The 16778-nt window shown below is 66.5% G+C and carries 17 protein-coding genes and 1 pseudogene; 5 read left to right on the top strand and 13 right to left on the bottom strand.

The genetic code is table 11. The annotated features are described in order from the left end of the window. Nucleotides 1-3: 3 nt before the first annotated feature. The 3 genes from nth to trxB all read right to left on the bottom strand — a co-directional run bounded on the left by nth (nucleotide 4) and on the right by trxB (nucleotide 2857). Nucleotides 4-747, bottom strand: coding sequence for an endonuclease III (nth, locus tag ACOEQ1_RS12245; protein ID WP_419759534.1), 744 nt, complete (start codon nucleotides 745-747; stop codon nucleotides 4-6). Nucleotides 748-771: 24 nt separating this feature from the next. Further along, nucleotides 772-1656, bottom strand: a complete 885-nt coding sequence (locus ACOEQ1_RS12240; protein ID WP_419759533.1) for a LysR family transcriptional regulator — start codon at nucleotides 1654-1656, stop codon at nucleotides 772-774. 232 nt (nucleotides 1657-1888) lie between these two features. Next, nucleotides 1889-2857 (bottom strand): thioredoxin-disulfide reductase, encoded by a 969-nt coding sequence (gene trxB / locus ACOEQ1_RS12235; protein WP_419759532.1) that lies wholly within the window; start codon nucleotides 2855-2857, stop codon nucleotides 1889-1891. 169 nt (nucleotides 2858-3026) lie between these two features. On the opposite strand from trxB, the gene ACOEQ1_RS12230 reads away from it, so the two are divergent. Next, on the top strand, nucleotides 3027-3506 hold the full coding sequence (locus ACOEQ1_RS12230; protein ID WP_419759531.1) for an Lrp/AsnC family transcriptional regulator: 480 nt from the start codon (nucleotides 3027-3029) through the stop codon (nucleotides 3504-3506). Nucleotides 3507-3508: 2 nt separating this feature from the next. Here ACOEQ1_RS12230 and ACOEQ1_RS12225 read toward each other — a convergent pair whose 3' ends face one another. Then, nucleotides 3509-4459, bottom strand: coding sequence for an NAD(P)H-dependent glycerol-3-phosphate dehydrogenase (locus ACOEQ1_RS12225; protein ID WP_419759530.1), 951 nt, complete (start codon nucleotides 4457-4459; stop codon nucleotides 3509-3511). A 9-nt stretch (nucleotides 4460-4468) separates the two neighbouring features. Next, on the bottom strand, nucleotides 4469-5134 hold the full coding sequence (locus ACOEQ1_RS12220) for an OmpW/AlkL family protein (protein WP_419759529.1): 666 nt from the start codon (nucleotides 5132-5134) through the stop codon (nucleotides 4469-4471). A 213-nt stretch (nucleotides 5135-5347) separates the two neighbouring features. Between ACOEQ1_RS12220 and ACOEQ1_RS12215 the strand changes: the two genes are divergently transcribed. After that, on the top strand, nucleotides 5348-5878 hold the full coding sequence (locus ACOEQ1_RS12215; RefSeq protein ID WP_419759528.1) for a M23 family metallopeptidase: 531 nt from the start codon (nucleotides 5348-5350) through the stop codon (nucleotides 5876-5878). On the opposite strand, the gene ACOEQ1_RS12210 is transcribed toward ACOEQ1_RS12215, so the two are convergent. Together ACOEQ1_RS12210 and ACOEQ1_RS12205 are read right to left on the bottom strand one after the other, a co-directional pair. Beyond that, a complete protein-coding gene (locus ACOEQ1_RS12210; RefSeq protein ID WP_419759527.1) occupies nucleotides 5815-6624 on the bottom strand; it encodes a YdcF family protein in 810 nt (269 codons plus the stop codon). The two genes, ACOEQ1_RS12215 and ACOEQ1_RS12210, sit on opposite strands and share 64 nt — an antisense overlap. Nucleotides 6625-6650: 26 nt before the next feature. After that, nucleotides 6651-7094, bottom strand: coding sequence for a hypothetical protein (locus tag ACOEQ1_RS12205; protein WP_419759526.1), 444 nt, complete (start codon nucleotides 7092-7094; stop codon nucleotides 6651-6653). Nucleotides 7095-7260: 166 nt separating this feature from the next. Here ACOEQ1_RS12205 and chrA point away from each other — a divergent pair, with 166 nt between their 5' ends. Beyond that, complete coding sequence (gene chrA, locus ACOEQ1_RS12200) at nucleotides 7261-8439, top strand: chromate efflux transporter (RefSeq protein WP_419759525.1); 1179 nt, start codon at nucleotides 7261-7263, stop codon at nucleotides 8437-8439. Here the strand turns inward: chrA and ACOEQ1_RS12195 are convergent. Further along, nucleotides 8429-9691 (bottom strand): Hsp70 family protein, encoded by a 1263-nt coding sequence (locus tag ACOEQ1_RS12195; protein WP_419759524.1) that lies wholly within the window; start codon nucleotides 9689-9691, stop codon nucleotides 8429-8431. The two genes, chrA and ACOEQ1_RS12195, sit on opposite strands and share 11 nt — an antisense overlap. A 136-nt stretch (nucleotides 9692-9827) precedes the next feature. Between ACOEQ1_RS12195 and ACOEQ1_RS12190 the strand changes: the two genes are divergently transcribed. After that, nucleotides 9828-10058, top strand: coding sequence for a hypothetical protein (locus ACOEQ1_RS12190; protein ID WP_419759523.1), 231 nt, complete (start codon nucleotides 9828-9830; stop codon nucleotides 10056-10058). Nucleotides 10059-10200: 142 nt separating this feature from the next. Here the strand turns inward: ACOEQ1_RS12190 and ACOEQ1_RS12185 are convergent, their stop codons facing one another. The 5 genes and pseudogenes from ACOEQ1_RS12185 to uvrA all read right to left on the bottom strand — a co-directional run bounded on the left by ACOEQ1_RS12185 (nucleotide 10201) and on the right by uvrA (nucleotide 16026). Continuing rightward, the gene (locus ACOEQ1_RS12185) at nucleotides 10201-10353 is read right to left on the bottom strand and encodes a hypothetical protein (RefSeq protein WP_419759522.1); all 153 of its coding nucleotides are present in this window, start codon (nucleotides 10351-10353) and stop codon (nucleotides 10201-10203) included. Beyond that, a complete protein-coding gene (locus ACOEQ1_RS12180) occupies nucleotides 10302-10901 on the bottom strand; it encodes an SDR family NAD(P)-dependent oxidoreductase (RefSeq protein ID WP_419759521.1) in 600 nt (199 codons plus the stop codon). Before ACOEQ1_RS12180 ends, ACOEQ1_RS12185 begins: the two co-directional genes overlap by 52 nt. 15 nt (nucleotides 10902-10916) lie before the next feature. Then, nucleotides 10917-12494: an FAD-dependent oxidoreductase gene (locus ACOEQ1_RS12175; protein WP_419759520.1), complete on the bottom strand. Its 1578-nt coding sequence runs from the start codon at nucleotides 12492-12494 to the stop codon at nucleotides 10917-10919. A 67-nt stretch (nucleotides 12495-12561) separates the two neighbouring features. Then, nucleotides 12562-12996 (bottom strand): CBS domain-containing protein, encoded by a 435-nt coding sequence (locus tag ACOEQ1_RS12170; protein WP_419759519.1) that lies wholly within the window; start codon nucleotides 12994-12996, stop codon nucleotides 12562-12564. Nucleotides 12997-13135: 139 nt separating this feature from the next. Beyond that, nucleotides 13136-16026, bottom strand: a pseudogene (gene uvrA, locus ACOEQ1_RS12165) (excinuclease ABC subunit UvrA). 242 nt (nucleotides 16027-16268) lie between these two features. Here uvrA and ssb point away from each other — a divergent pair. Further along, on the top strand, nucleotides 16269-16769 hold the full coding sequence (gene ssb / locus ACOEQ1_RS12160; protein WP_419759518.1) for a single-stranded DNA-binding protein: 501 nt from the start codon (nucleotides 16269-16271) through the stop codon (nucleotides 16767-16769). Nucleotides 16770-16778 lie beyond the last annotated feature (9 nt).

Below are 16778 nucleotides of genomic sequence, written 5' to 3'. Positions count from 1 at the left end.
AAATTACGGGTCTTCTATCTCGGTGGCGGTGATCCGGCCACGCGGTTTCGGAGATGGCCGCTTCTCGGAGTGCGGCGGCGTCTTCGGCTGGAAGCCGCACCAGGGGGCCGCGTTGCAGCGCCAGCACTCTGGCGTCCGTGCCTTGCAGATATAGCGCCCGTGCAGGATCAGCCAGTGATGCGCCAGCAGCAGCATGTCCTTCGGGATGCGCTTGAGGAGCCCGTCCTCCACCGCGCGGGGCGTCGTGCCGGGCGCGAGCCCGGTGCGGTTGCCGAGGCGGAAGAGATGCGTGTCAACCGCGATCGTCGCCTCCCCGAAGGCGACGTTCAGCACCACGTTGGCGGTTTTGCGGCCGACGCCGGGCAGCGCCTCGAGCGCCTCGCGGTCGTGGGGAACCTCGCCTCCATGCTCGGCGATGAGGCGCTCGGAGAGCCCGATGACCGCACGCGCCTTCGCCTGCCACAGGCCAATCGACTTGATGTAGCCGCTGAGGCCGGCCTCGCCGAGCGCCACCATCGCAACGGGCGTTGGCGCGGCGGTGAACAGGGGTCCGGTGGCGCGATTTACGGCGGCGTCCGTCGTCTGGGCCGACAGCACGACCGACACGAGGAGCGTGTAGGGGTCTTTGTAGACCAGCTCCGTCCTCGCGTCCGGCCAATGCTCGTGCAGCGCCTGCATGAAGGGCCGCACGTTCCGGGCAGGCATCCGGGCAGCCGGCTTCGACTTCGGGAGCGGTGGCTCGGCCATCAGCGCATCAGTCCGACTGACGGATCAGGATTTCTCGGCGATATGCGCCAGGAGGAAGTCGCGGAAGACGGCGACGCGCTTCGAGTTCCGCAACTCCTCCGGATAGACGAAGAACACATCGACCTTCGGAGCCTTCACGTCCGGCAGGACGTGGACCAGCCCTTCGGTGTCGCGCGCCAGGTAATCCGGCAGCACGCCGATGCCGAGCCCGGACCGGATGGCGAGCGCCATGCCGTGCAGGTTGTTGATCTCGAGCGCCGCGCGGCGAGGGTTCCCTGGACGGCGGCCTGCTTCGGCCAGCCAGTTGATGTCCTCGACCGGAGGGCGATAGCCCCCGAACAGGATGATCTTGTGGTTGTCGAGATCCTCCGGCGTTTGCGGCGTGCCGTGCTTCTTGATGTACTCCGGAGCGGCGAAGACCGTCCAATGGATGTCCATGAGGTGCCGCTGGACGAGATCGGGCTGCTTCGGCGGATGCATGCGGATGGCCACGTCGGCCTCGCGCATGGCGAGGTCGAGGTCGCCGTCATCGAGCAGCAGGGACATCGAGACTTCGGGATACTGCTCGAGGAAGGCCTGGGCGCGGGAGGCGAGCCAGATGGAGCCGAAGCCCACCGTGGTCGTCACCTTCAGCCGCCCGGCGGGCTTCTCCTTGCTCTCGGTCAGCAGCGCCTCGGTCATTGCGAGCTTGGCGAAAACCTCCCGAACCGTGCGGTTCAGCGCCTCGCCCTGTTCGGTCAGGATGAGGCCGCGCGCATGGCGGTGGAAAAGCGGCACCTGCAAGGCTTCCTCGAGCGCGGAAATCTGACGGGAGACGGCGGATTGGCTGAGGTTCAAGGTATCACCCGCGTGGGTGAAGCTTCCCGCCTCCGCCACCGAGTGGAAAACCCTCAATTTATCCCAATCCATACTGCCGATCCCGATCCAGCCCGAGGTTCACTTCATTGATGGCGCAGCCCTCCGCGCCACCCTTCTCCTGCCTAGCGTAGCGATTCCGAAGCTCGCATCCACTCGCGGCAGCCTCCGAGCGAACTTCAGAATCAGAAGCTACACTAGCAAACATTTGATTCTAGTGTGCTTTTGGATTTTGAAGTTCGCAAGTCGGTGCTCCGAGACAGGCGCGAACTTCAAATTACGCACGCTAATAGGCCGCTACCGAAACCTCGGACAGGCTGTGCGACAGCCATTTCTCAGCATCCAGCGCCGCCATGCACCCGGAGCCGGCGGCCGTTACCGCCTGCCTGTATATCCGGTCCTGCACGTCACCGGCGGCGAAAATACCGGGCACCGAGGTTCGCGTGGTGCCCGGTTCCGTCACTATGTAGCCGTCGGCATCCAGATCGAGCGCGTCGCGGAAAATCGTGGTGTTCGGCGTATGGCCAATGGCGACGAACACGCCGTCCAGCGCCAGCGTCTGCGTCGCACCGGTGCGGACGTGCGAGAGGCGAAGCCCCGTCACCACAGCCGGCGTGCCGTCGCCGAGAATTTCGTCCACCGCATGGTCCCAGATCACCGAAACCTTGGGGTTGGAGAAGAGGCGGTCCTGCAGGATGCGCTCGGCCCGCAACACGTCGCGGCGATGCACCAGGGTGACATGCCGTGCATGATGGGTGAGATAGAGCGCCTCCTCCACCGCGGTATTGCCCCCGCCGATCACCGCGACATCGCGGCCGCGATAAAAGAACCCGTCGCAGGTCGCGCAAGCCGATACGCCCGCGCCGCGCAAGGCGCGCTCCGACGGAATCTCCAGCCATCGCGCGGAGGCGCCGGTGGCGATGACGATGGCGTTGGCGCGGAAGCGTTCGTCCGAGTCGGACAGACAAACGAACGGCCGCCGCGAGAAGTCGACCTGGGTAATGATGTCGTGGACGACGCGCGTGCCCATGTGCTCGGCCTGAGCCGCCATCTGTTCCATGAGCCACGGACCCTGGATGGCGTCGGCGAATCCGGGATAATTCTCGACATCGGTCGTAATGGTGAGCTGTCCGCCCGGCTGAAGTCCCGCCACGAGAACCGGGGAAAGCCCTGCCCGCGCCGCATAGATCGCCGCCGTATAGCCGGCAGGGCCGGCGCCGATGATGAGCACCGGGATTGGTTGCGTCTCAGGCATAACAATGGGTTCCACCGATTCGTAGCTGATTAGAATATCGGTCCTCGGAAAGGCAAGGCAAGGAAAAGCCTAGGCCTAACTGCGAAGTTATTGCTCCCGTTCGCTGCGAATGAAATAATATTGCGTGGCCCGCTGGCGTTGGACCGCGAGGGAGTGTTTGGATCCGCGTATGAAGATCGACCTGACCGATGCCGGCGACTTCGACGCGATCGACCGGCGCATCCTGAGCGAGCTGCAGATGGATGGTCGCATCACCAACGTGGAGCTGGCGCGGCGGGCGGGCATCTCCGCGCCGCCCTGCCTTCGCCGGGTGCGCAGGCTCGAGGAATCCGGCCTCATTCGCGGGTATCATGCCGAAACGGACGCCGGCAAACTCGGCTGGAGCATCACCTTCTTCGTCATCGTCGGGCTCGACAGCCAGAAGGAGGCGGTCCTTTCCGGCTTCGAACGGACCGTGGCGCAATGGGACGAGGTGCGCGAATGCCATATGATCAGAGGCGGCGGCGATTTCCTGTTGCGCGTCGTCGCCCGCGACGCGGCGCATGAGAATATTCTCACCCAGCGCCTGACAGGCATCGCCGAGGTCAGCCGCGTGCAGACGCTGCAGACGATACGCACGAGCAAAAATCAGCCGGGCGTTCCCATCTGACGTCAGTCGATCGTCGCCAGCAGCTTCGCCGACATGGTCGAGGGATTCCCGATCGCGGTCGCCAAGCCCTCGAAGAACGGCGAGGTGGCTCCCTGACGGCGCATGAAGGCGAGAAACGAAGTGATCGAGCGACTGCCTTCGGCCAGGGGGACCAGCGCGGAAACGCCCTCGCTGGACAGTGGGGCGATGCGTTCCCCAAGTTCCTGCCCGAAGCGGTAGTTGCGGGACTGGCGGGAGGTGCAGGTGAGAATGAGGTCGCCGAGCGCGCCCGGCGCCATCACAGTCTCGGCCCGGCCGCCAAGGCTGGGCAGCAGCCGCTGCAACTCGCCGATGCCGCGGGCGACATAGCTCGCGCGGGTGTTCTCCCCCAGCCCGAGGCCCTGCACGAGCCCGGCGCCAATGGCGACGATGTTCTTGGCCACGCCCACGATCTCCAACCCGCGCACGTCCGTGGTGGCAGTGAGGGCAAGCCGCGGGCCAGCGAGCCTTGCCGCCAGTGCCTGACCTTGGGCCGGATCGCGGCAGCCCAGCGACATCCAGACCTTGTGTCCTGCCATCATCTCACCCGCGAAGGTGGGGCCGGACAGCATGCCGATTGGGTGGCCGGGAAGATGGAGCGCGATCAGGTCCGTCGGGAAAGCGTGGGTTTCGGCATCCATACCCTTGACGCAGGAAAGCACCGTCGCCCGAGGGGCGTTGCGGGGGATGCGGTCCAGAACGGAGGCCAGAGCGCCGCTCGGCAGCGCCAGGATCGCGATGTCGTAGCGGGCAAGGTCGATCTCGGGCAGGTGGTGGATGAAGCGGGAGACGGCGTTCAGGCGTTGATCGGCAGCGGCTGGCCGGCGGGTGAAGACATCGATCGCGATGTTGTCGCTACGGTGCAGAGAGAGCGCGAGAGCCTGCCCGAAGCCGCCGTAGCCGACGATTAGAACGTGCCACGGATCGGTGGGCATCGGGGGGCGTCAGAACCGGTAGCCGATGCCGAGGCCAACGATGAGCGGGTCGATGTGGCCGTTCGCTTCGATCGCACCGTCGTCGACGGTCGCCGCGGAACTGACGATGAGTTTCTTGAGGTCCAGGTTGCCGTACCAGCGGCCTGTCACCTGCAGGTCGATCCCCGCCTGAAATGCCGCGCCGACTTCCGATTGCACGGAGAGCTGCTGCACAAGCCCACCGGCGGGCTGAGCGTCGAAATAAGGGAGGAAGGCAACTCCCACGCCGGCATACGGGTTCCAGCGCGAGCGGGGCAGAAGGTGGTACTGGAGGAGCGCGATGATCGGCGCACCCCAAACCTTGCCTACGTCGAGGCGGCCCAGTGCGGTGTCCTCCGCCGTCAGGTTGTTGCGGGTAATGCCGGCCTCACCTTCTATGGCGAGATGATCGGTCAGGAAATACGAGAGATCGACTTCCGGGGTGATCGAATTGCTGACCTCGATATGGCCTCCGATCAACGAAATCGTCGAATCCGAGTTGTTGGGAAAAATCCCGACGAGGCGCCCGCGCAGCAGAAAGCTGCCCGCAGTCAGACCTAACGGGTCACTGGCCGTCTGAGCATGAGAAACCGGGGACGACACCAGCATCGCGCAAACCAATGTCAACCCGACCAAGCCGACCGCTAGAACACGCATGACACCTCCCGCTGCGCCGCAAAAAACGTTTTGAGCGGAACAGCAGCGACCGTAAGAGCGAACCCGCTAATCGCATAGAGCAAGATCATTCCCTCCCAAAGCGTTAACGGAGCTTTGGAATGTTGTTTGAGAGGATCCGGCGTCCGACAGTGGTTCCTTCTGCCCAGCCCATCAAGCATTGCGCGCCCGAAAGCAACCCGGATGGAGACCGCCTTGAGGATCACGCCGCTTGTCCCCAACATCCTGTTCGTCTTTGGCCTCGGCATCGCCACTGCCACTGGAGCAGGGTTCCCTCCGTCACCGCTGATCAGGCCGGTGGCGCCTGGCTGCGTCACTTCGCCCTTCGGGCCGCGATATCTTGCCGCCGCGCCGGTGGCAGGCCGCTTCCACTGGGGTGTCGACCTGCGCGCGGCAGCAGGCGCCCGCGTGTCCGCCGTGGCTGCCGGCCGTATCATTCGCATCGACCGCGAGGGCATGGGCGGGCTGGAGGTTCTGGTCCAGCATCAGGGCTTTCGCGCGCTCTATGCCCATCTCGGCATGGTTGCCCCCGCCATCGCGGACGGAGCGACGCGGCTTCGCGCGGGGCAGTGGATCGGGCGCGTCGGGCGGACCGGCCTCACCCTCGGCACCCATCTCTACTTCGAGATCATCATCGGCGGCCGTCGTGTCGACCCGGCACCCTACCTCGGCGTCACCGCCTGCGGCCCCGGGAACAGGGCGCTGGTGCGGCCGAGCAGCCAGTAGGCAGCCAGCCCCACCCATTCATGGCTCGCGAGATCGACCATGGCGAGCCTGTCCGGCAGGGTGCCGCGGATGGCCGTCATGAGCGTCGGCGCCGTCTTGTAGCCGACCGGGTAGGGCAGCACCGTCCAGCCGGCGTGGCGGAACAGCCCGACGGAGCGCGGCATGTGCCAGGCCGAGGTGACGAGCAGCCAGACCTGACCCGGCTCGGGGTTGAGGAGCGCCTTGAGGAGTATCGCATTCTCGTAGGTCGTCCGTGACCGGCTCTCATAGACGATCCGGCTCTGGTCGACGCCCAGCTGCGTCCACAGCTCGCGGGCAACGGTCGCCTCCGGCATCGGCGCGTGGATGAGTTCGCCGTTGCCGCCGGTGAATGCCAGGCGCGCCTTCGGATAGTGCCGTGCCAGATAGACCAGGCTCGTCATCCGCTCCGCCGCATCGTTGAGGGATGGCATTCCGCGTGCCGCCGAGAGGTCGGTCTCCAGGGCTCCTCCAAGCACGATGATGCCAGTGACATCCGCCGGCAGCGCCTTCACCTCGGGAAAACGGTTTTCGAGTGGGGCAAGCATTGCGTCGCCCACGGGCAGGAAGGCGATGAGGGCCAGCGCCCCGAGGGAGAGGGTCAGGCAGGTGAGGCCGGCCCGCCGCCGGTGCCAGAACAGGAGCAGCAGTCCGAGCCATGCGAGGAGGAGGAGCAGCATGCTCGGCGCCAGAACCAGCCAGAGCAGCTTGGAGATGATGAAGAGCAAAAGACGGTTTCCGGCGGTTCAGCCGCTCAGCTGCACTGACCGATAACCTTGTGGCCACTGGCGGGATAGCTGTTGGGGTCCGTCCCCGGAGGGAGGATTTGGATCGCGCGGATATTGCCGACCCATGATTGCCCGTTCTGCCAGTGGAACAGGCTGAGATTGCCGTAGACGCAGCCGTTCTGGATCAGCAGCGTATGGTCGGCCTGCGAGGGGTCTGCGGTATCCGTTACCGCAATCCACTGGCCTGTGCCGTTCGAGATCGAGTAGGCAGGGAAGCCTGCGACGGTCTGTGTTGCGGCCACGTCCTCCGACTGCCCCTGACAGCCGATCCCTGCCCATAGCCGCACGACACCCGAGGGAGGCACGCCGCACGCATCCTGCGCCGAGGCCGCGACCGTCAACCCGAGGGAGAGCGCGGCGGCGATTACGGCGGTCGGCCAGGCGGCGCGGGGGGATAAGCGGCAGGGCATGGACGGTTCCTCCTGGATGGCGGGCCGGACCCTACTGCCTGCCGCTGCCGCGAACAACGCCGCCGCAACTGACGGACCTAACTCGCCATGGCGCAACCGCCCCTTCATCACGCGGAGACAGTGGATGGAAGTTTCTCGGTCCTTTTTAACAAAAAAGGACGGCGACTTGCTCTCGGGTGGATGGCCTTCGGTTTTCCTGACCTTTCTCCGCCTTGGCTGCACGAGTTTCGGCGGCCCGGTCGCGCATCTGGGTTACTTCCGGACGGCTTTCGTCGAGCGGCGGCGTTGGCTCGATGAGGCGACTTATGCGGACATCGTCGCTCTCTGTCAGTTTCTGCCTGGGCCGGCGAGCAGCCAGGTCGCGGTCACGCTTGGCATTCTGCGGGCAGGATTACCCGGTGGTTTGGCCGCCTGGGCTGGATTTACTTTGCCGTCCGCGACCCTCCTCATCCTGTTCGCGCTGGGCATCGGGCGATCGGCTTCGGGCTCTGGCTGGCTGCACGGCCTTTCCGTTGTCGCGGTGGCCGTCGTGGCTCAGGCGGTGTGGGGAATGTCACGCAGTCTCTGCCCCGACCGGCCGCGGGCGACGCTGATGGTCGCCGCCGCCTGTGTCATGCTGTTGTGGCCGGCGGTGCTCGCGCAGCTGGCGGTCCTGTCAGTGGGAGCCTTCGCGGGCTTGCTCTTCCTGCGGCAGCCGATGGCGGCCCCGGTGGGGCACCTCGATTTCGGCCTGCGACGTTCGACCGCCACCATGGCGCTTCTGGCGTTCATCGCGCTCCTCCTGCTCCTGCCGCTGATGGCTGCCGCGTCGCATAGCCACTCGCTCGACCTGCTGGCTCGCTTCTATCGTGCCGGTGCCTTGGTCTTCGGCGGCGGGCATGTTGTGTTGCCCCTGCTTCAGCAGGCGGTGGTCCCGCCGGGGTGGATCAGCGGCGGGCGCTTCCTCGCAGGGTACGGGGCGGCGCAGGCCGTGCCTGGTCCGCTCTTCACCTTTGCCGCCTACCTCGGCGCGGCAATGAAACCCTGGCCCAACGGCGTGGCGGGCGGCTTACTCTGCCTCGCCGCGATCTATCTTCCGTCGTTCCTGCTGCTGATCGGCGTGCTGCCGTTCTGGGATGGGCTGCGCCGGCAGGCGGGCACGCAGGCAGCGCTGCGTGGCGTGAATGCTGCCGTCGTCGGGCTGTTGCTCGCTGCGCTCTACACCCCCGTCTGGACGAGCGCGATCCGCGCGCCGGCCGATTTCGGCCTCGGCGTCGCGGCGTTCCTGATGCTGGCGGTGTGGCGGTTGCCGCCCTGGCTGGTGGTGATCGCTGGTGCCTTTGTCGCGGGCGCCTTCAGCGCGTAGCGCGGTCTCGCCCGATCAGCGCCAGTCCCTCGGCGACGGACACGAACTCACCGCCCCCCGACACCTTATCCCGCCCGAACCGGCTCTCGAAGAGGGCGCGCACCGCCGGCACGAAGGAGGTGCCCCCGGTCAGGAACACCCGGTCGATCTCGTCGGTCCGGATCCGCGCCGTGGCGAGGGCCTGATCCACAGTGGCCGCCATGCGGCGGAGGTCTTCCGCGATCCAGGCCTCGAACTCCCGCCGGGCGATCTCCCGCTCGATGGCGAAGTCGCCGTGGGCGAAGCGCAACACCGCCGTTTCGCGGCCGGACAACTCGGCCTTCACCGCGCTGACGGTCTGGTAAAGCTGGTAGCCGAGCTCATCCTCGATGAGGCGGATGAGCATGCGCAGGCGCTCGGGGTGAGCGCTGGCGGCGGCGACCTCCTCGATGGCGCGCAGCGTCCGCGGGGCTCGCATGAGCGACAGCCGATGCCAGCGGGCGAAGCCGGTGAAGTAGTCCGGCGGCACCGGCAGGTCCTTGCCCATGACGGTATAGACATCGCCCTTGCCGAGCAGGGGCGAGACGACATGATCGATGATGCGATAGTCGAACGTGTCTCCGGCGATGCCGATGCCGGCGTAGCCGAGCGGGGTGACGCGGGCGCGGCCTTTCGGGTCGAAGCGCATCACCGAGAAGTCGCTGGTGCCGCCGCCGAAATCGCCCACCAGCACGGTCGCGGGCGCCTCGAGCGTGCGGGCGAAGCGATACCCGGCGGCCTCGGGTTCCAGCGCCACGTCGATCGTGCCGAAGCCAGCCTGCATGAACGAGGCGCGGAGCCGCTCCTCGCCGAAGTCGTCGTCTGCCAGTTCGCCCGCGAAGCGCACCGGGCGGCCGGCGACGACATGGGCGCCGGATGCCTCGCCCTTCGTCAGCCCTTCGAGGAAGACCGAGACCATGTCCTCGAGGGTGAAGACCTTCCCGAAGATATTGGTGCGCGTGAAGCTGCGTTGCGCGAGGTAGGTCTTCATCGACATGATGAGCCGGCTATCGGTCGGGTCGTTGAGGTAGCTCTCGACGGCGTAGGGTCCGGCTGCATGGTGAAGCGAGCGGCGCCCCCGGGTTTCCTCGTTCCAGAAGCACAGCACCGTGCGGAAGACGGCGAGCTGCCGGTCGCCGACCGGGTAGACGGTGGTGCTGACGCTGCCGTCCGCCTCCAGATGGGCAAGCACGCTGTTGGTGGTGCCGAAGTCGATGCCGATCAGCCTAGTCATGCGCCCATCCCGTGCCGCCAAGGGGAGGGGGTTCAAGCCTAGTGCGCGGTCCCGCGCAAGGTCGGGCAGCGGGTAGCCGTGGCGCGTCCGCTGGTCAGCAGGATATCGTGGCGGTCATTAACGGGAGGAGCGGTCGATGGAGCAGGTTGTGGCGCTGCGGGCTTTCGTTCCGGCGAAGGACTACGCGGTCTCGAAGCAGTTCTATGCTGCGCTGGGCTTCAGGCCCACGATGGAGAACGACGAGGTCACGATCCTGAAGATGGAGAGCTTCAGCTTCATCCTCCAGAACTTTTACAATCAGGCCCTGGCCGAGAACCTGATGATCCAGCTGCTGGTCCGCAACGCCGACGCCTGGTGGCAGAGATGATCCCGCGCGTCTGGTCGACGCCTTTGGGGTCAAGGCGCCCAAGCCGCCGGCGATGCAGCCGTGGGGCCTGAAGGTCGGCTTCGTGTTCGACCCGTCAGGCGTGCTGTGGCACGTCGCGGAGGCGCCGTTCTAGCCGGACCAGCTAGAAGGTCTCCACCCACGGGCGCAGTTCCACCTCCAGCGACCAGGCGTTGCGCGGCTGCCGCAGGATGTCGAGGTAGGTCTGGGCGATGCCTTCGGGGCTCAGCGTGCTGTCGGGCTGGTCAACGGGGTCCGGCCGCCGGGCACTTCGCACGCCGCCATCGATGTTGAAATGCGCGACATGGATGCCCTTCGGCCCCAACTCCCGTGCGGCGCTCTGTGCCAGGCCGCGCAGCGCGAACTTGCCCATGGCGAAGGCGGCGGAGCGCGCATAGCCTTTGACGCTGGCCGAGGCGCCCGTGAGCAGGATGGCGCCAGGCCCTTCGGCACCATGCGCTGGGCGGCCTGCTGCACCGCAAGAAATCCGCCGAACGCCGATACCTGCAGCGACTGCCGCACCGCCTCGGGGTCCAGCTCCGCGAGTGGACCCGGCACCCGCATGCTGGCGTTGTAGATGACGACATCGGGCTCGCCGAGGCGCTCGTCCACCGACAGAAACAGGGCCGCGACCGCCGCCGGATCGGTCGCATCGGCGGCGAACGCCACGGCTCCAGTCTCGTGGACGATGTCGGCGAGCTTCGCCGTGTCGCGCGCCGCCAACGCCACCTTCAGGCCTTCAGTCGCCAGATGCCGGGCGACGGAGGCGCTGATGCCAGGCCCGGCGCCAATGATCAGGGCGGTGCGATAGGGTAAGGTTGCCATGTCGGGCCTCTTCTTTCAGCGTCCCTCGGCCAGTGCGGCGAGGAAGGGGCCAGATTGCCACTCGCGACGCTCCTCGAACAGACAGATCGCGCGGGCGACATCCTTGTCGCGATCCCAGCCGATCACGGCGTCGACCCGTCCGGCCTTCACGTAGAGCGCAATGAACTCCGGTTTTTCCAGGTCGCCATCGACAACGATGTCGTCCCACTCACGGGCGTGGCCGACATAATCCAGCCGCTTGAGGAAGTGGATGGTCCAGAACACCGGCACGGAAACATAGGGCGCCTCGCGCCCCAGCATACCGAGCGCCGCATGCCGCCCATGCTGCTGGGCGACACGCCAGTGCTCCACCCGGATCGGCTCGCCATCGCCGTACAGCGGGAAAGCGGCCACGTCGCCGGCTGCCCAAAGCCTGTCCGCCGCGCGCAAGTGGCGGTCGACAGGCACGCCGCCATCTTCGCGGAGGGTCACCCCGCGCAGCATCCCGGTCGCGGGGCTGATGCCGCCGCCGATGACGACGAGATCGGCAGGCAGATGTTCCCCACTCACCAAGCGCACGGCGGTAACGGCACTGTCGCCCTCGAAAGCCGCGACCTCCTCGCGGGCGCGCAGAACGATCCCCTGTTTCTGGTGGAGCCGCGCAAAAACGGCGCCGATCGTTGGTCCGAGCGGCTTTTCGAAGGGGGTCGCTCCCGGCATGACGACCGTCACCTCGAGCCCGCGTTCCCGCAAGCTGGCGGCGACCTCCATGCTGATGAAACCGGCGCCGACTACGACGGCGCGCTTTGCCTGCTTCGCCGCCGCCAGGATGGCATCGGCATCGGCAGCCGTCCTGAGAACGAATACACCGCGAAGTCCGATGCCGGGGCGCTTCGGGGTCTTCGGGATCCCTCCGGTGGCGAGGAGCGCCGCGTCATAGGTCAACGAAGTACCGTCAGCGAAGTGCACGGTGGCGCTGGTGGCGTCGACCTCGACGATCTCTGCCCGCCTCCGCTCGATGCGGTGGCGCTCGTAGAACTCGGCCTCATGGAGCGGGGACTTTTCCGCACCCGGCTCGCCCGAGAGCTTGTATTTGCTCAGGACCGTGCGGTCATAGGGGAGTTCGGCCTCATGGCTGACCATCACCAGCCTTCCGCCAAAGCCTTCTTCTCGCAGCGTCTGTGCCGCCGACTGGCCCGCCGCACCGGCTCCGAGAATGACAAAGCAGCGGTCGTCGTGGGCCGCCTGCGGCTCAGGAGCCGGCATCGCCTGTAGCGAGACAATGATGCGGCCGGCTTCAATCCGCGTCGGGTAGTGTGGCAGGGCATCGACCGCAGGGGGCTCGACGACCGCGCCCGACCGGAGGTCGAAGCTCGCTTTGTGCCAGGGACAAATGACCCGGTCGCCGCAGCGCACGCCCTCCGCCAATGGCGCGCCGGCATGCGGGCAGGTTCCTGCCACCGCGAGGATCAGGCCGCCCGACCGCGCCAGCAGGACTTTCTGCCCGTCGAGCTCGACACCGACCAGTTGATCGTCTGCTACCGCCGTCGCGGGACCGACATCCCACAGCCCGTCAGGGCGCCGCTTTGGCCCGGTCTCCGCCTCTTCCGCCATGATCGATCCCCCCGCCGGCTCGACTTGAGGCGGATCGAATTTCGTTCAAGGTGAGCGGGCCGAGGCTTCAGGCGCGCATGCGGGAAAGGTCGAGCAGCACGCCGGCTTCCAGTTCCTTGTCCGACAGCCGCTGCCGCACGAGATCGCCGATGCTGACGATGCCCAGCAACTCGCCGTCACCCATGACCGGCAGATGGCGGATCTTTGCCCGCGTCATCAGCGCCATGGCGCTCTCTACGGAGTCGGACGGGCGGCAGCTGATGATGGGCGCACTCATGAGCCTGCCAATGGGCATGCCGAGCGCACTCTCGCCATGGGCAGCGACGGCCTTGGCGAAATCTCGTTCCGTGAAGATGCCTGCGGGCCGTAGGTGATCGTCCTCGACGATGACCGCGCCGATGCGCTTCTCCGTCAGCATCCGGATGGTGGCGAGGAGTGTTTCAGTGGGGCGCGATGTCACAACCTGCCGGCCCTTGCGGTGCAGAATGTCCTGAATGGTCATCAAAATCTCCTTCGAGGGGGAAAGCTGCGCGAATGCGTTGCATAAAGAATTGGTGCGCTGCGGAGGTCTGGCCAACCCCATGACCAATAGTTCAGTCGGCGGACATCCGCGCTTGACCCTCGTTGAGCGACGAGTTCCGTCAGGCGCGACGGCGTTTGGGCCTCGCTTTCTCGGCCCGCACCGGAACCAGCGGCTTGAGGAATCGCCCGGTATGGCTGTCCGCGCTCGCGGCGATGTCCTCGGGCGTGCCCTCCGCGACGATCCGGCCGCCGCCGTCGCCGCCCTCGGGTCCCATGTCGATGATCCAGTCGGCGGTCTTGATGACCTCCAGATTGTGCTCGATGACCAGGATCGTGTTGCCTTGGTCCACCAGCGTGTGCAGCACCTCCAGCAGCTTGCGGACATCTTCGAAATGCAGGCCGGTCGTCGGCTCGTCGAGAATGTAGATCGTGCGGCCGGTCGCCCGCCGCGCCAGCTCCTTCGCCAGTTTGATCCGCTGCGCCTCGCCGCCCGAGAGGGTCGTCGCCTGCTGGCCGAGCTTCACGTAGCCGAGGCCCACGCGCGCCAGGATCGACAGGCGCTCGTAGATGCGCGGCACCGCCGAGAAGAACGGCAGCGCCTCGTCCACGCTCATGTCGAGCACGTCGGCGATCGACTTCTCGCGGAACTTCACCTCCAGCGTCTCACGGTTGTAGCGGCGGCCTTTGCAGACATCGCAGGTGACGAAAACGTCGGGCAGGAAGTGCATCTCGATCTTGATGAGCCCGTCGCCGGAGCAGGCCTCGCAACGGCCGCCCTTCACGTTGAAGCTAAACCGGCCTGATTTGTAGCCACGCGCGCGGCTGTCCGGCAGCTCCGCGAACCAGTCGCGAATTGGCGCGAACAGGTCGGTGTAGGTGGCGGGGTTCGAGCGCGGGGTGCGGCCGATCGGCGACTGGTCGATGTCGATGATCTTGTCGAGCTGCTCCAGCCCGTCGATCTTCGCATACGGCGCCGGCACCTCGCCCGATCCCATCAGCCGCCGCGACACCGCCTTGAACAGCGTATCGATGACGAGGGTCGACTTGCCGCCGCCGGACACGCCGGTGATGCAGGTGAAGCAGCCGAGCGGAAAGCTCGCGGTCACGTTCTTGAGGTTGTTGCCGGTCGCGCCCACCAGCGTCAGCATCCGCTTGGGGTCGAGCGGCCGCCGCACCTCCGGCATCGGGATACTGCGGCGGCCCGAGAGGTAGTCGCCGGTGATGGAGTTCGGATTGGCCTCCACCTCGGCCGGCGTCCCCTCGGCAATCACCTCGCCGCCGTTCACACCCGCGCCCGGACCCATGTCGATGACATGATCGGCGGCGCGGATCGCGTCCTCGTCATGCTCGACCACGAGTACTGTGTTGCCGAGCGCCTTGAGCCGCCGCAGCGTGCCCAGCAGGCGCTCGTTGTCGCGCTGATGCAGCCCGATCGACGGCTCGTCCAGCACGTAGAGCACGCCCGTGAGGCCCGAGCCGATCTGGCTCGCGAGCCGGATGCGCTGGCTCTCGCCACCCGACAGCGTCGTCGAGCCGCGGGCGAGCGTGAGGTAGTCGAGCCCGACGTCCATCAGGAACCGCAGCCGGTCGACGATTTCGCGCAGGATGCGGCGGGCGATCTCCTGCCGCTGCGGGGTGAGTTGCTCCAATACGCCCTCGAACCAGGGCAGCGCGCGGCGGATGGCGAGTTCCGAGGCCGCGGCGATGGTCGAGCCCGCGATCTTCACCGCCAGCGCCTCGGGCTTGAGGCGCGCGCCCTGGCAGACATCGCAGGGCTTCTCGGCCTGATAGCGGCTGAGTTCCTCGCGCACCCAGGCGCTGTCCGTCTCCTTCCAGCGCCGCGCGAGGTTCTTGAGCACGCCCTCGAAGGGCTTGTTCACGGCATAGGCGCGGACGCCGTCCTTGTAGGTGATCTCGACCGGCTCATCGCCGGTGCCGTTGAGGATCGCGTTCTGGACGCGCTCGGGCAGGTCGCCCCAGGGCATGGTCATCCGCACCTTGAAGTGTCGTGCGATCCCCTGGAGCGTCTGCTCGTAATAGGGCGTCTGGCTACTGCTCCAAGGTGCGACAGCGCCCGCGTTGAGGGGGCGGCGATCGTCGGGCACCACTAGGGCGGCGTCGAAGAAGCTCTCCATCCCGAGGCCGTCGCAGGCCGGGCAGGCACCATGCGGCGAGTTGAAGCTGAACAGCCGGGGCTCGATCTCCTCGATCGAGAAGCCGCTGACGGGGCAGGCGAACCGCGACGAAAACGTGATCCGCGCGCTGCCGTCCTTCGGCGCGTCGGGCGGCTCGGCATAGACCACCCCGTCGGCGAGGCCGAGCGCGGTCTCGAAGCTGTCGGCCAATCGGCCTCGATCCCTTCCCGCACGACGATGCGGTCCACCACCGCCTCGATGTCGTGCTTGGTCTTGCGGTTGAGGGCGGGAACCTCGGTGATCTCGTAGAGGGTGCCATCGACCTTTACGCGGGTGAAGCCCTTGCGCTGAAGCTCGCCCAACTCCTTGCGATACTCGCCCTTGCGGTCGCGCACGACCGGGGCGAGCAGCAGCAGGCGCGTGCCCTCTGTCATGGCCATGACGCGATCGACCATCTGGCTGACCGTCTGCGCCTCGATCGGCAGGCCGGTGGCGGGCGAGTAGGGGATGCCGACCCGGGCCCAGAGCAGGCGCATGTAGTCGTGGATTTCGGTGACGGTGCCGACGGTCGAACGTGGGTTCCGGCTCGTCGTCTTCTGCTCGATGGAGATGGCGGGGGACAGGCCCTCGATGCTGTCGACGTCCGGCTTGCCCATCAGCTCCAGGAACTGCCGGGCGTAGGAGGACAGGCTCTCGACATAGCGGCGCTGGCCCTCGGCATAGATGGTGTCGAAGGCGAGCGACGACTTGCCCGAGCCGGACAGGCCCGTGATGACCACCAAGCTGTCGCGGGGGATCGCGATGTCGACGTTCTTGAGATTGTGCTCCCGTGCACCGCGCACGATGATCGAGGAGCCGGCTGGGGTATGTGCCACTCTTGAGGGACCGCACTCTGATTGAAGTTCGTGAGATGTTCTCGTAAAGGCTTTGGCGGGATGCGTCGAGCGCCCCCCTCCGTCGTCAGCGCCTGATTGCCAGATGTGATGGCTACCGGCCAGCTTTCCCAGCGAAGAGTTCGTTCTTAAAACACAACAAAAGCCGGAGGGTGTGCTGGTCGCGACAGGGGAATTCGGCTAGCTTGGTCTATTGAACGCAATCGGACGGTCGGAGCAAAAGCATGGCGGGCAGCGTCAACAAAGTCACCCTGATCGGGAACCTGGGCAAGGACCCGGAGACTCGGAACACCCAGTCCGGCATGAAGATCGTGAACCTCACGGTCGCCACGAGCGATACCTGGAACGACAAAGCCAGCGGCGAGCGGCAGGATCGGACCGAGTGGCACCGGGTCGTCATCATGAACGACCGGCTGGCCGACGTGGCGGAGCGTTTCCTGCGCAAGGGCAGCAAGGTCTACCTCGAGGGGAAGCTCCAGACCCGGAAATGGACCGACCAGTCCGGTCAGGAGAAATACACGACCGAGGTCATGCTCGGCCGGTTCGGGGCGGAGCTTGTTCTGCTCGACCGGCTCGGGGAGGGCGGTGCCGCCGCTCCTTCCACGGGTGGTGACCGTGGGTTCAGCGGCCGGTCTGAAAAGCCGGCCGGCCGTGCTCCCGCCTCGGCAGGTTGGGACAGCGGCGGTGGCCGTGGCGGAGATATCGACGACGAAATTCCATTTTAACTTGCCGAG

The sequence above is a fragment of the Acidisoma sp. genome (assembly GCF_965199065.1).
Taxonomy (GTDB): Bacteria; Pseudomonadota; Alphaproteobacteria; order Acetobacterales; family Acetobacteraceae; genus Acidisoma.
Note: the sequence above shows the minus strand (reverse complement) of the source record. Positions and strands in the feature narration are given on the sequence as shown.

What these genes read in the sequence shown, in the direction of transcription:
- ssb (WP_419759518.1), top strand. Translation starts at nt 16,269, where the DNA reads ATGGCGGGCAGCGTCAACAAAGTCACCCTGATCGGGAACCTGGGCAAG.
- ACOEQ1_RS12205 (WP_419759526.1), bottom strand. Translation starts at nt 7,094, where the DNA reads ATGCCCTGCCGCTTATCCCCCCGCGCCGCCTGGCCGACCGCCGTAATC.
- ACOEQ1_RS12190 (WP_419759523.1), top strand. Translation starts at nt 9,828, where the DNA reads ATGGAGCAGGTTGTGGCGCTGCGGGCTTTCGTTCCGGCGAAGGACTAC.
- ACOEQ1_RS12225 (WP_419759530.1), bottom strand. Translation starts at nt 4,459, where the DNA reads ATGCCCACCGATCCGTGGCACGTTCTAATCGTCGGCTACGGCGGCTTC.
- ACOEQ1_RS12170 (WP_419759519.1), bottom strand. Translation starts at nt 12,996, where the DNA reads ATGACCATTCAGGACATTCTGCACCGCAAGGGCCGGCAGGTTGTGACA.
- ACOEQ1_RS12240 (WP_419759533.1), bottom strand. Translation starts at nt 1,656, where the DNA reads ATGGATTGGGATAAATTGAGGGTTTTCCACTCGGTGGCGGAGGCGGGA.
- ACOEQ1_RS12175 (WP_419759520.1), bottom strand. Translation starts at nt 12,494, where the DNA reads ATGGCGGAAGAGGCGGAGACCGGGCCAAAGCGGCGCCCTGACGGGCTG.
- ACOEQ1_RS12220 (WP_419759529.1), bottom strand. Translation starts at nt 5,134, where the DNA reads ATGCGTGTTCTAGCGGTCGGCTTGGTCGGGTTGACATTGGTTTGCGCG.
- ACOEQ1_RS12230 (WP_419759531.1), top strand. Translation starts at nt 3,027, where the DNA reads ATGAAGATCGACCTGACCGATGCCGGCGACTTCGACGCGATCGACCGG.
- ACOEQ1_RS12180 (WP_419759521.1), bottom strand. Translation starts at nt 10,901, where the DNA reads ATGGCAACCTTACCCTATCGCACCGCCCTGATCATTGGCGCCGGGCCT.
- ACOEQ1_RS12195 (WP_419759524.1), bottom strand. Translation starts at nt 9,691, where the DNA reads ATGACTAGGCTGATCGGCATCGACTTCGGCACCACCAACAGCGTGCTT.
- trxB (WP_419759532.1), bottom strand. Translation starts at nt 2,857, where the DNA reads ATGCCTGAGACGCAACCAATCCCGGTGCTCATCATCGGCGCCGGCCCT.
- nth (WP_419759534.1), bottom strand. Translation starts at nt 747, where the DNA reads ATGGCCGAGCCACCGCTCCCGAAGTCGAAGCCGGCTGCCCGGATGCCT.